Origin of the sequence: Acetobacter fabarum (genome assembly GCF_040702925.2) — a bacterium.
GTDB lineage: Bacteria > Pseudomonadota > Alphaproteobacteria > Acetobacterales > Acetobacteraceae > Acetobacter > Acetobacter fabarum_B.
This window is the reverse complement of the sequence record NZ_JBFCXX020000006.1, coordinates 100,862-114,375: the sequence shown is the minus strand read 5'-3', so window position 1 is coordinate 114,375 and position 13,514 is coordinate 100,862. Positions and strand designations below refer to the sequence as shown.

Below are 13,514 nucleotides of genomic sequence, written 5' to 3'. Positions count from 1 at the left end.
ATCAATATACTTTTTTTCAACCCAATAGTTGAAAAAATCTCCCTTGATTTCATAAATTTTTATAATGATTTTCAAGTCTTTTTGAATGGTTATGGCAGAATACAACCGTGTATCGCCTAAGCGCCTCTTCCACGTAATAAATTTTTCCGCTTTCTTATAAAAGATGGCGCAATATTCAAAATATCCCGATATTTTGCGACCGTCCTACGCGCAATAACAATCCCCCGTTCACGAAGCTGGCGTACAAGATCATCATCAGAAAAAACCGCTTTGGGTCCTTCATCCGCCACCAGACGGCGGATCATCTCTCTCACGGCTTCAGCACTATGCGCCTGCTGTGTGTTCCCGGCCAGAACGGATGAGAAGAAAAACCTCAGGGCAAAAAGCCCCTGTGGCGTTGCAACAGCTTTACCCATAACCGCCCGGCTGACGGTGCTTTCATGCACACCAACGCCCTCCGCTACATCCTTGAGCGTAAGGGGCACAAGCCCCGATGCACCATGAACCAGAAAAGCTTCCTGCCGCCGGAAAATCTCCCGCGCCACGCGCAGAAGCGTATTGCAACGCAATTCCATACCACGGACAAGCCAGTGCGCCTGCGTGCGCCACTGCTCCAGAAATCCGGAAACCTGCCGATCCTGCTGCCGCACACCCGGCCCGCGCAGGCTCACCCGTGTCTGCAGGTCGTGAGCCAGCATAACTCGCGGCAACGTCTGGGCATTCAGCTCCACCACCCAATCGCCATGCCCATCAGCACTCACAACGAGATCGGACATCCGCACAGGTACCATATCGGCCCCGGCATCAAACCCCGGCTTGGGATTAAGCCTCTTAAGCTCAGCCACCATGCTGTCCAGCGTAACCTGATCCACACTGCACTGCCGCGCAAGGCGTAGCATCTCACCACGGGCCAGCATATCCATATGGTCCAGCAACTTTTCCATCGCAGGATCCAGACTGCCACGCTCCTGAAGCTGTACAGCCAGACATTCACGCAAGGAGCGGGCAAAAATGCCTACGGGCTCAAACCGCATCATATTCTGGCGTACCCGCTCTATGTCCTCCGCCGATTGCCCCGTGCGCTGCACAAGTATATCCATACTGTCCGTAAGGCGACCTGCGGCGTCCAGAGCTTCGATCAGATAAGCACCAATCAGCATATCCTGCTGACTGGCTGTGGACAGACGAAGCTGCTCATACAGCTGATCCGTCAGGGAAAGTGGAACATCGGGCAGGCGGGCCGTACCATCATCGTCTCTTTGCCCACCCTGGACAAACATATCCGCCCGCCCGCGTTCAAACCGTTGAGGAGGAGAAATGGCTGGATCAACGGAAGGAAGCTCAAGAAATGGGTTGGAGGCTGCCTGTTCTTCCAGATAAGCCTGCAGGTCCACATTGGTAAGGTGAAGCAAATGGAGCGCCTGACGCATCTGCCCGTTCATGAACAGACCCTGGCCTTGCCGCATTTCCTGACCTTGCAACATCAGCCTGCATCCTGCTTGGTCATTGGTATCCGGCAGAGAAGATATCTTCCCATGGACATGAGTTGTCCTCCCCGTTGTTTCATGAAACGTTGTTAGGAAAAACGTTTCATGAAAACCACGCAAAAACCGTGCCAGATTTTACGGTATTGTAGAAAACTCCTCCCTACAGGGTACAGTGCCACCAGTAGTGTTTAATCAGGCGACACCCACCATAACGTCAGAGGCCTTGATAACGGCATAAACAGCCTCACCATCCTTCAGCCCGAGTTCTGCCACGGCTTCGTTGGTAATGGCGGCCATGACAATGACGCCACCGGCAATTTCGATACTAACGTGAGACGTGGTCGCACCTTTTTCAATTTTACTGACTGTGCCTTTGATCTGATTGCGTGCGCTGATTTTCATGATCTTTTCTCCAAAAATTTTTATCGGATATCTATTCCCATTTGGATATAGATATAGTATTCAAGGGACTTTCCGCTCCCTTTTCGTATCATGCCATTTCCTGATCGCAATGACATACAAAAAATTCCTGTTCACAAGCAGAATATTTTTGGCACGTTTTTTGCTGTTGTCACGGATACAGGCTGTTGTTGGAATGATGTCATGAACTCACCTCGTTATTATAACGACACGAATGATATGAACCTGACACTCCATCCGCCTCGCCTTCTACTGGCCTGCTGTGTGATTCTGGGGCTTTTTATGCCCATCATGGCTCGGGCGGAACAGGCCCGCATTGCCATTGCCGCGAACTTTATTGGCCCGTCCAAAGAACTGATTGCGGATTTCATGCACAAAACGGGCGATGTGATTATTCCCAGTTTTGGCTCAAGCGGCCAGTTCATGATCCAGATTGAACAGGGTGCCGACTACGATGTCTTTTTGTCGGCCGATGAGGCCAAACCCGCAAAACTGCTCAGGGATGGGTTTGGCGTTGATAAAAGCCAGTTCACCTACGCCATTGGCAAGCTGGTGCTCTGGAGCAATACCCCCGCCTACCCGGCAAACGAAAACACATTACGCGCCGCCCGTTACAGCCATCTGGCCCTTTGCAAGCCCGACATTGCCCCTTACGGCGCCGCGGCCATAGCCACACTCACACAGTTGCATCTGGAGCAGTCTCTCCAGTCCCGTATTGTCATGGGGATGGACATTGCCCAAGCGTACCAGTTCGTTCAGAGCGGCAATGCGGAGTTGGGGTTTATCGCACTCTCGCAACTGCACAACCAGCCCTCGGGCACAGTCTGGGTTGTTCCGTCCACACTTTATCCTCCCATCCGTCAGAATGCGCTTTTACTCAAGCAGGGGGCGCAGAACCCTGCTGCACGCGCTTTTCTGGCCTATCTGCGAAGCAAGCCTGCACAGGCCATTATTGCCACCTATGGGTATGACGTACCATGATGGGAACAAACACCCTGTTTGATCCCAACAGTATTTTTACAGCACTGCGCCTGAGTGTTACGCTTGCCTGTGTCACAACGGTCATGGCACTCGGTATTGGTGTTCCTCTGGCATGGTGGCTAGCTAACCGCCGTAACTGGTGGCGCGATGTGTGTTCCAGCATCATCACACTTCCTCTGGTACTGCCGCCAACAGTTCTGGGCTTTTACCTGCTCCTCGCTCTTGGACCATCAGGACTCGGCGCGCTGGCTGCCCACATAACCGGCAGATCAACCTTTGCGTTCAGTTTTGCCGGTCTAACTGTTGGCTCAGTGATTGCCGCCCTGCCCTACATTGTACAATCCACACAGGCCGCTTTTGAAACCACTGGCCGCAAACCGCTTGAAATCGCCTACACACTGCGCACGCCGCCATTCCGTGCATTCCTGAGCGTTGCATTGCCTCTGGCTGCTCCGGGCATTATCGCCGGGGCTGTTATTGCCTTTGCCCATACGATAGGCGAATTCGGTCTGGTATTGATGATTGGGGGGGATATACCCGGCCAGACGCGCCTTTTATCCATCATGCTCTTCGATAATGTGGAAACCGGAGACTGGGCCTCTGCCCATGCCATAGCGGGAGGCATGGTGGTATTTGCCTTCATGACCATTCTGATCCTGCGTCTGACACAAAAACGCCTGACTGCACAACCCTGATGATCCCCCACCCTCTTTTGCAATCAGGGCTGTCGGTCCATTTTAATGGTCCTATCAACCAGCTTGCCATCAATGTCCGCTTCGATATTGCCACACCTGGCATAACAGGGATTAAAGGCCCATCGGGGTGCGGAAAAACCAGCCTGCTGCGCGCCATTGCGGGCCTGCATCATTTTCCACAAGGCTACTGTCGTCTGGCTGATGAAATCTGGCAGGACAACACTGTTTTTCTGCCCCCATGGAAACGCCCGATCGGCTACGTGCCTCAGGACGGCGGGTTATTTTCCCATCTGAGCGTGAAAAAAAACCTGCTCTTTGGGATGCGTCTTATCCCCGAAAAAGAGCCATTTTTTACGAATGTTGTTGATGCCCTTCACCTCCAGCCCTTGCTTGACCGCAATACGCATGCTCTCTCTGGGGGGGAACGCCAGCGCGTGGCCATAGGGCGTGCCTTGCTGACACAACCCAGACTACTGCTCATGGATGAACCCCTGTCTGCTCTGGATCTGGATATAAAAACTGATATTCTTTCTTACATAAAAGATTTTTTAGAAAAATGTAAAATACATACACTCTACGTCTCGCATGATGCAGAGGAACTGCGCATGATTACCACCCATATCCTTGACTGGCGATCAATCCAGAATACCCGGCCCTGAAAAAATGAGACCGTCTGGTAGACATCAAGAGCATCCAGCAAACAGGAAATGAGACCTTTTCCACCCGATCATACAGGACCGCACAGAAGTGCAGCCCTATGCATGGTCTATTTGCCCGTTGGTGGAGGTTCCACCAGAGGTAGACGATCTTTATTGGTTCTGGCTATTCTTTCAACCAACCAGTCTATGAATTTGCTGGAAGCACCCGCAGGATCATCTCCGTAATGGCATTGTTCATGCCATTGCGCCACCTCCGAGCCTTCCAGCCCCTGTGCGACCAGCCAATGCGTTATCAGGCTATGCTGCAATGCATGCTGGCTTGCACTCTGCCCACCCCGCGTGGACATCCAGTGGTAAGCCAGTACGCCCAGATCACTCATCAGTTCCCTGACGTAATTGCAGGAATGGGTTTTTACGCGGTAATCGGCATACCATTTTGTAAAATGTTCAGGAGACATGGGGGGAGAAATACCATATCCCTGACCATAACGGCAGCCCAGATGGTAGATGGCCTCGATCATGTCATCATCCTCCAGACCTTCCACGATAACCAGTTCATGAAAATCAACGCCCATATCCAGCACGGACTTGACCATGCTGAATGTCTGGAGAGGCGCTGTACGGATATTCCGCAAAAGCCCCTGATCAACCTTGATAATATCAAATGGCAGGGAAGAAAGGCGGAGCAGGTTACTATACCCTGACCCCAGATCATCAATGGCAATCTTGACCCCTATCGCCTTGAATTTCTGGATGGCTATATCCTGTAATGTCGGATCGATCATCTGTGTTTCCAGCAGTTCGACCGTTAACTGCTCGGGACGGATATTATAACGCTGCAAGGCGCTCTCGACCCACAAGGGACCATCTTCATTCAAAAGATAGGTGGGCGGCATATTCACGGCAAGGTTGATGACCTGTCCATCATTCTGCCACTGCTGCAACAGGCTCAGAGACTCCTCAAGCCCCATATGGAACAGCCTGTCGAGTTCATTCTGCCCGAGCAGGGACAAAAAACTTCCCGGCTCAATAATGATTCCATCTGTATCCTGAATACGGACAAGTGCTTCAACTTCCAGCAATTTTCCCGTACGCAGGTTCACAATCGGCTGAACGTACATGCGCAGCCCATCGCTGAACAACCTGTCCCTCAGATGGCAGGACTGTTCTTCCGTCACGGCGGAACCGCGGGGGAAGCAGCACCGCATCCACATCTGTTCCCAGCGATGTTGCAGACTGCGGGCAAACTGCTGCATCCGCTGTGTTTCAAACTGGTTAGGACATGCCCCAAACAGAGTCAGCACAACCGCAACCTGCTCCTCTTCCACAGAAACAGGGATGCTGATGGACGAAGAGATGCCCAGAGCCTGCATCATATCACGCCATGGAGCCGCATTGGGGTTTGTAAAATAAGAGGCGCAGCTCTGCTTCTGTCGTGTCCGCCATGCCAGGCCGGTCACAGTATTACCAAATATCGACTGTGCATTCACGACAGGCTGGCTGATTCTCTCCTTGAGTTTTTGGGTCAGTCGTGCGCCAGCACTGCCCCCACTATGCTCCACAACCAGTTCACCAGCCGGGTTCATCCGGAACAGCAGGACAGCCTGAATACCCGGCAGGTTACCCAAAACCTCTACACCCTGCGCGCTCACATCCGGCCAGACACACCCTGCGGCGGGCAAACGGTCGGCAAGGAGAGCAAAATATTTTTGCTCGACCTTCTGCCCGGCTTCAAGCTGCGCGCCTTTATCATCTTGCAAGCGCATTTCGGTGGTCAGGAGAATATGGTACCTGTCATATGCGCGTAACAGGGCCTTATCCAGACCATCAATCAGCAAACGTCTGTAAATACTGTAAGATTCCCCCAACAGGGCAGGGGGAATGCCACAGAGCAGATGAATGGCACCCAGCTTTGCTGCCTGTTGCAGAATATCCTGTCGTTGCGTTTCTGCTCCCAGCAAAAAATCCAGATGTGCGGCCTGCTTCTGCTTCAGATGCTCCAGCTGCTCTGGTGTCAGGGCAGACAGAATGAACCGCGCCTCGCTCATTGTTGCCAGACTGTCGTAAAAACATTCGATAAAACTCTGCCGTATCCGGACCAGAAATGTTTTGGCGCGTGTCAGCAACTCCGCAGATTCTGGCCCATATGGATCAAAAGCCGCCTGTTCCACGACTTCCTCGGCAGGTAACTGCCGGGTACTGTCGGCCATACACCACCAGTTCTGACGGCTGGGCTTGTTCTGTTTGGACAAATACAAGGCCGCATCAGCGCGACGTAAAAGCGTGTCGGGGTCTGCACCATCAACCGGATACAGGGCCAGCCCCAGAGTCATACCGACCATGACAAACGCATTCTGTGCAATGGCAAATGGTGTTTCCACAGCCTTGTGCAGATTATCCAGAATTTTCGTAGCCTGAGTCACCCGTAACAGCGAGTCCAGATTGTCCAGCACAATGATAAATTCATCGCCACCCAGACGGGCAACATAATCCGTATGCCTGACATGTTCCTGCAAACGACGCCCAAGGGCCTGCAAAAGACGATCCCCTGCCTCATGCCCGTAATCGTCATTCACCTGTTTGAAATCATCCAGATCCAGTATGCCTACTGCAAACGAACTGCCCTGCCGGACCGCACGGGCCATGACCTGTGGCATGTATTCTTCTAGCGCCAACCGGTTAGGCAGACCTGTTAACGGGTCATGCCGTGTGCGCCTTGCTTCCTCACTCTGGAGTTTTTCCAGTCTTTTCTGACCATCCAGTTTATCCAGCGCATGACCCAGCAGGTCCGACACCTTCTGGCACAGACCAATGCACTGCTCATCGAACATATCTGTTCTGGCCGACACAAACGAAATAACGGCCCAGCGCTCTCCTCCTCGCCAGATCGGGACCGCCAGCACCGCACGCCACTGATTGCGATACAGAAAATCGTACCACGGAGTGTTTTTCTGCTCTTCCAGTTCATCGTTACTGCAAACCAGAGTCTGGCTGTCCCATGCCTCCACAGCGACAGGAAACCGAGGCCAGCTCTCATGGAAGCCAAACTTCAGGTTGGCGATTCCTTGCGCACCGGCTCCCATGCAGGAGAGGATATGCAACGTGTCGGATTCATCCTTCCGACCAATCCAGACGGCATGAAAAAGCGCATCAGATACCAGATCAGTACATATTTTATCGCACATCTCACTTTCGGTGGAAGCCTGCAACACGGCATCGGCCGTGTTGAGAAGCGCACGATATAGTCTCTGCACTAAATCCAGATTTGTTGCATTCTCCATAAAGCAGCCTAAAACCTTCCTGAAAACGCATGCATTACGCAAAAACAAAAGTACACAATACCAAAATATGTTTACAATTCGTAACCATCTTGAAGAACAGACAAATACATAAAGAAATAATGTTATTATTCACATACTATGTATTTAATAATTAAATACATTAACATAAAAAAAACCATACTCTCCTGTGCAAACAGGCAGACTCCCGCGTGTTTTTAAATACCAAAGATCACTCCACACTCACATTAACGCCAGAGCGGCACGCCCCGGCACCCTGCTCCTCAAACCTGCTCAGACCCCATGCACTTCAGCCTCTACAGACAACCACAAGATCAGGCATCTGGTTCCTTTTCTTTCGGCATTTCCATAATCTTGATGCAACTGGCGAAAATTTTCCCGTTCAAAAAACTGTCACGCACAAACCGGCGGGACACATCCGCGGGTTTATGGTGGCCATCGGACCTGTTTTTATTATCGTCCAGCACAACGGCGCCTGTTTTGGGATCAAAATACCCGAAATCGCATAAATGCGGGTTTCTGATATCCGCCATAATGTCGAACAGATGACATTTATACTCCCCAATCCAGATTTCCGTTCCCTTGCGGTTGGAAATATCAGGGTAATTGAACGTCAGTCCACGTGCATGGAAAAAATCAAAAATCCCCCCCATAAGACACTGGGTTGCCTTGACCTCACGCGGGTTGAACTCAAAACCATAATAAAAATGCTTCTGATAACGGATTTCGTCTGTGGGCAGGTATTTCTGGTTAAACAGACCCATAAATTTCTGCAGGCCGTTAGGGTTCGCCCTTACCTTGACAGGATCCTCATGAAAGAGGGCTGTTCCACGGTAATTGAAGAACACGGGAACGATAATATGTTTTGGGTTTTCCCACATGGGAAATCTCCTAAAGACCTGACCACACAATACATAATTCCAGTTTGTTACGATTCTGTCAGCTCTGACAAGCTGCCTGCACCCGTAACCCCCAAACCAAAATCACCAACACCCAATATCGCCGAGAGAGGTCGCAACATGCAAGCAACCTTACGACCGCACAACCGGCTTTGATAGCTTTACCTTAACGCCTGACCGGACAAGGTATGACACCACACGCCTCCAATTACCTTCTTATACTATTTTCGTATAGAGCATTCCTCCTCGTACCCAAACGCATTCTACCCTGCCCGCCTCCATAACTGGACGGTAATGGGGCAGACTTTATGGACCTCCGGCGACCACCAGCCCCAAAGCAGCGGCTGCGGATATGATACCAGAACAGAATACAAAAATCTGAAACAGGTCTGTGCGGCAATACAGGCAAAGCCAGACGGGAGCTGTATGTGTTTAAAAGCGCACGGTTACACTTCCATGCGCACCACTACTTTCGGACGGACCACCGTACTGCCCCACATAAGACACTCCGATATCAATCCTGTCTGTCAGTTTGACACTCCCCCCCACATCCATGACCACCGCGTCCGGGCTAAGGGATATACCCGCAACCTCCATGCCATATGCGCCAGCCCCAACAGCAAACACCTCATGCGTTGTAGCTGTCAGCAGACCAAAGGCATGCCGGTAGCCCAACAGGGCATGCGGGGTAACCCATATCCCATGTGTCAGGAAAGACGCTGAAGCACGCACCCCGAATGTTGCAAACGTAACCCCGCTGGCCATTGCCCGCCCACGCAGTGCCGCAACACCTCCCTGCTCCCGAAAGGAGCTGGTATGCTGGTTTACGTACGCCACGTTGCCGAACGGCACCAGCACTGCCCGGCCCATACGGAACCGATAGCCCAGTTCACCCATACCCTGTGCGGTGCCGCCATCATAATGGCTCGACAGGGAATTACCAAAACCCGCAAACGTTACCTTGCGTGAAAGGGAAAGCAGGTTCCATGCGTAATCCGCTTCCACATGCAGACGCCACCCACCCCAGCGAGCCCCCACATACCCCCCCAGCGTTATGTTGTTGCTCCGGCCAGACGCGCTGCGCCCTCCGCCATCCACCATGGAACGGCCATAACTGACCAGCCCCCCGATCCGCCACCGGGCCTCCTCCCCCAGAGGCGTATCCGCCCCCATGATCAATCCAGAGGTAGAATGGCGCAGGCTGGCCGCATTGCCATCACTGCTATTGTTGCCAAAACCACCATAGGCCTGACTCCACAACGCGGCGCGATCCGCCACGCAGCCTTCATCCGTACCGCGCACGAGCCGCACGCCCATCCCCCGTGCGCTTTGCCCTGCTGGCCCGTTATCGCACCAGACCCCGGCCAGCCGGTCAGAGACAGCCTGCCGCACATACATGGAATCCTGTAGAAGAAGCGTGCGCATGGACGCGTGGATTTCGCCCGACAAGGCATCCAGAGCCCCATCCACCACGCGGGCGCTACCAAGCTGCACCACCGCACGCACAACGGAGCTGTCCACAGCCATCCCCTGCAACCCGTTCCCTGCGGCCCGCTGGTTCCGTGTCTGCGCCACGGCAGCAAAGGGTAAGGCATTCCGCGACAACTGCAGGTTTACCGTATTTGCCGTATAAAGCAGGGAAGGCGACAAAAATAGATAGGGGCCCGCCTGTTCAGTATTCACCCCCTCATACTGCCCGCTCACCCCCTGAGCAGCGGATAACAGGGGATATTGCTCCCCGTAACGCAGGTTTTGCACGCCTCCCAGCAGACGCACGGTACCGCCGGACAGGCTTGCACCCCCTGTAACCTGCACCAGCCCCTGCGTGGTGGACAGGCTATTAACCAGCAGGGAGGAGCCCTGATTCATGCTCAGATTCCCCACCACACGCAACGTCCCCCCCGTGCTGCCCATACCGGGTGACAGACCCCCACCAGAAGTCACCGTTGTTGTACCAACGCTGCCCATCCCGGCCAGAATCGCCCCGCCATACACACTCACCGGACTAACCACCCCACCATCAACCTCCAGCACCCCGGACTGCACATCCGTCCCCCCGGTATAGGTATTGGCCCCGGATAAAATAAGTGTTCCCTCCCTGAGCTTGGCCAGCCCGCCATTGCCCGTGAGCATGCCGGACAACACTGCCGTTCTGCCATTCGTATCGAAAACAGACTGCACACCACCGGTCAGTTGCATGGTCATGTCCGTGTTCAGGCCGGAATTGATCAGCCTGATGCCCCCACCAGCCAAAATCAGATGCGATTGTCCCCCGTCCCCTTCCTGATCCAACAGAGCGCTGAGCGTTTGGCCATTAGCAGTCCTGTCCCCCAACACCAGCATGCCACCGGACTGCAGAATAAGGCTGCCATCTCCATCTACCCTGTCACCACCAAAATAGACCTGCCCGCCCACGACCAGCGTACCGCCATTGCTGACCTGTGTGGTACCCGTGCCTCCGACTTCCCCCGTCCCTCCATTGACATAGTAATCATGGCTTGCCTGCAAAAGGGAATTGGCACCATCAACCGTTACAGAGCCCACACCATCACCATACAGGCCAACAGCGACTGTGCCCGCCAGAACCTGTCCGCCACTGGTAATGTTAAGAGTGCCGTAGGTTTTATTTGTCGTGCCGATGAGCGGACTGCCATAATTGCCATTATCGCCCGTTCCTACCACCAGAAGGCTCTCTGGCGACGTCACAATCCGGGAACCCGCACCAGAAACATTGACAAGACCACTCCCCCCGCTCCAGCCAACCTGCATCACCGCGTGGTTGAGAAGCAGGCCCCCTCCCCCCTGAATGAACAGGGAACTGGTGCCCGAAGTTTTAAAGCCAACATGAACCTGTGCGGTGGACGCGACCGTAGCCCCTGCCCCCACAATCTCCAGTGTAGCGCCCCCATCCACGCAGAGCGGGGAAGGGGCTATCGTGTCCGAACAGTTCCCGACCGGAACAAAAAAGTTTTCCTGACCACTCACCCTGTATGTTGTCTGGCCCCCGGTCAGATACAGAGTATTATCTGCGTAAGCAGCTTTCTGGAACGCCACGCCCAGCACGACCAGAAGGCCCAGAATCAGGCCTGACATAGCGGACAGACGAAGCTTGGGACAAGAAAACAGTACAAATACAGTCCTGTTTTTCCTTATGGAAACACCTGCACGGTCAAACTTCATGCCTGTATTCCTTATCAGGTTAATAACGATATTCAGGAATTTGTCTTAACAATAAAAACAAACAAAAATATATTAATCGTTAAAAAAACTGTTATTTACATTCATTTGGTAAATTCTATATTTTTTTAATTTCTCATAAATACTTATGTTGAAAATTTATTGACTGTATGTTTTTGTTTTTATTATTTTAACTTGATATGTTCTTCACTCTAATGTCAGATAACACGTCCCAGCCATTCCAATCCCTGGCATCCCTCTCCCCTACCGGGAAACGCAGCCATGCAACAGAAAACCTTTCCACCCGCGTCTCTCTGACGGCATCAGAAAACAGAAACACCAAAAAGGACGCTCCCCCTGTTACATCATCTGGATAGTCTGCTTCAGCATTACGGGTACGGTATCGTAACCCTGCTTGTCCTGATGGAGAGCATGGGTCTGCCTGTTCCGGCCGAAACCTGCATTATCACCGCATCGCTGTACTGCCTCAAAACCCACCATCTGGCCATTCAGGGTGTTGCTCTGGCGGCCATTGCCGGGGCAATCATCGGAGATAATCTCGGCTATCTGATCGGACGGCATTTTGGGCTTCCGCTCCTGCAAAAACATGGAAGCAGGGTGGGCCTGACCCCCGAGCGGCTTGTGCTTGGCCAGTATCTGTTTCGCCACCACGGCAGCACTATTGTTTTTCTGGGGCGGTTTGTTTCTGTCCTGCGCGTTTTTGTCGCCCTGCTGGCCGGAGCATGTAACATGCACTGGAAGCGCTTCATGCTTTTTAATGCACTGGGCGGCACATGCTGGGCAGGCGGGTACGCAATGGGCACCTACCTGTTGGGACGTAAAATATCGGAAGTTTCTGGTCCAACCGGCATAGCCATAGGGGTGCTGACTGTGATTGGCCTGTTGGGCTCGGGTCTTTTTTTACGCAAGAACGAAACACGTCTGACACAACTGGCCCTTGCAGAAGAAAAGCGTATCACCTCCCCAGCGTAAAGCATGACTGCCACAGTACAACAGATCGGCCAGACCCCATCGTGATGGTCTGTAACCTGATGATGTTGCGAAACGGTTCCGTTTCGTTTACTTAGGGACCACCACAACCTTATCATCACGACAGCAAGGATTGACCGGCATGGGAGGAAGACATCATGAACCAGACCGTCGCCCCAGCGCCTTACTGCCGCCTGAATGGTAACCAATCCCGTGCCGTACACGCGCTCACTGCATAATCCGGAGCATTCTGGCAACCACACTCCCGGTTCTCCACATGCGCGTATGGCGGCGGCACGCACGGCTCTGGAGCGCATTGGCTGCGATCTGAAAAAACCTGCAAAAAATGTTGTATTCCGGCAAGGTGAAAATGCCGATTTTATCTATTTCCTACAATCCGGAGCAATCCGACTGGATTACCAGCTTGAGAATGGCCGTAGTCTGGTACTCGATTTTTTGTGGCCTGGCAGGTTTTTCGGCATTACGGAAGACACAGTTTACGCATGGTCGGCCATTACACTGGTGGATGCGCACATCAAGCGCCTGCGCCGGAGTACTGTACAAACCCTTGCCCGGAATTATCCGGATATAACGGACTTACTGCTCAAACAGAAAACAGCCGCTCTCATGGCGGCCAAGAACCATATCGTTCTAATGTCCCACCCAACGGCAACACGCAAACTGATCGGTTTTTTACTCGCTTACAGCAAACAGCGGGAATACTTCGATCAAACAACACAGGTGTTAACGCTGATTATGAGCCGCAAGGATATTGCCGATTATCTGGGTATGACGTTTGAGACAGCCAGCAGAATTTTCAAATATCTGGAAACCAGGAATTACATAAAAAAAATCAATCACCGGCAGATACAACTCAACATCCACATGCTGCGGAATCCATAACGCG

General features: G+C 52.6%; 10 protein-coding genes. 5 read left to right on the top strand and 5 right to left on the bottom strand.

All coding sequences use genetic code 11. The features are described from left to right. Positions 1-116: 116 nt before the first annotated feature. Together rpoN and AB2L51_RS06825 are read right to left on the bottom strand one after the other, a co-directional pair. Positions 117-1,484, bottom strand: coding sequence for an RNA polymerase factor sigma-54 (rpoN, locus tag AB2L51_RS06830; RefSeq protein WP_395581837.1), 1,368 nt, complete (start codon positions 1,482-1,484; stop codon positions 117-119). 195 nt (positions 1,485-1,679) lie between these two features. After that, the gene (locus AB2L51_RS06825; protein ID WP_166114095.1) at positions 1,680-1,889 is read right to left on the bottom strand and encodes a TOBE domain-containing protein; all 210 of its coding nucleotides are present in this window, start codon (positions 1,887-1,889) and stop codon (positions 1,680-1,682) included. Positions 1,890-2,090: 201 nt separating this feature from the next. Here AB2L51_RS06825 and modA point away from each other — a divergent pair, with 201 nt between their 5' ends. The 3 genes from modA to AB2L51_RS06810 are packed head-to-tail and all read left to right on the top strand — an operon-like array spanning position 2,091 to position 4,242. After that, complete coding sequence (modA, locus tag AB2L51_RS06820) at positions 2,091-2,888, top strand: molybdate ABC transporter substrate-binding protein (protein ID WP_395581836.1); 798 nt, start codon at positions 2,091-2,093, stop codon at positions 2,886-2,888. Next, positions 2,885-3,583: a molybdate ABC transporter permease subunit gene (gene modB, locus AB2L51_RS06815; protein ID WP_395581835.1), complete on the top strand. Its 699-nt coding sequence runs from the start codon at positions 2,885-2,887 to the stop codon at positions 3,581-3,583. The genes modA and modB overlap by 4 nt, the downstream gene beginning before the upstream one ends. Then, the gene (locus AB2L51_RS06810) at positions 3,583-4,242 is read left to right on the top strand and encodes an ATP-binding cassette domain-containing protein (protein WP_395581834.1); all 660 of its coding nucleotides are present in this window, start codon (positions 3,583-3,585) and stop codon (positions 4,240-4,242) included. Before modB ends, AB2L51_RS06810 begins: the two co-directional genes overlap by 1 nt. Before the next feature lie 107 nt (positions 4,243-4,349). Here AB2L51_RS06810 and AB2L51_RS06805 read toward each other — a convergent pair whose 3' ends face one another. The 3 genes from AB2L51_RS06805 to AB2L51_RS06795 form a co-directional block, all read right to left on the bottom strand. Further along, positions 4,350-7,523: a bifunctional diguanylate cyclase/phosphodiesterase gene (locus tag AB2L51_RS06805; RefSeq protein WP_395581833.1), complete on the bottom strand. Its 3,174-nt coding sequence runs from the start codon at positions 7,521-7,523 to the stop codon at positions 4,350-4,352. Between the two features lie 332 nt (positions 7,524-7,855). Then, a complete protein-coding gene (locus tag AB2L51_RS06800; RefSeq protein WP_395581832.1) occupies positions 7,856-8,422 on the bottom strand; it encodes a hypothetical protein in 567 nt (188 codons plus the stop codon). Positions 8,423-8,872: 450 nt separating this feature from the next. After that, positions 8,873-11,620, bottom strand: coding sequence for an autotransporter family protein (locus tag AB2L51_RS06795; RefSeq protein WP_395581831.1), 2,748 nt, complete (start codon positions 11,618-11,620; stop codon positions 8,873-8,875). A 429-nt stretch (positions 11,621-12,049) separates the two neighbouring features. Here AB2L51_RS06795 and AB2L51_RS06790 point away from each other — a divergent pair, with 429 nt between their 5' ends. Continuing rightward, positions 12,050-12,610 carry a DedA family protein gene (locus AB2L51_RS06790; RefSeq protein ID WP_395581830.1) on the top strand — a complete coding sequence of 187 codons (561 nt, stop codon included), beginning with the start codon at positions 12,050-12,052 and terminating at the stop codon, positions 12,608-12,610. A gap of 282 nt (positions 12,611-12,892) precedes the next feature. After that, positions 12,893-13,510, top strand: a complete 618-nt coding sequence (locus AB2L51_RS06785) for a Crp/Fnr family transcriptional regulator (protein WP_395581829.1) — start codon at positions 12,893-12,895, stop codon at positions 13,508-13,510. Positions 13,511-13,514 lie beyond the last annotated feature (4 nt).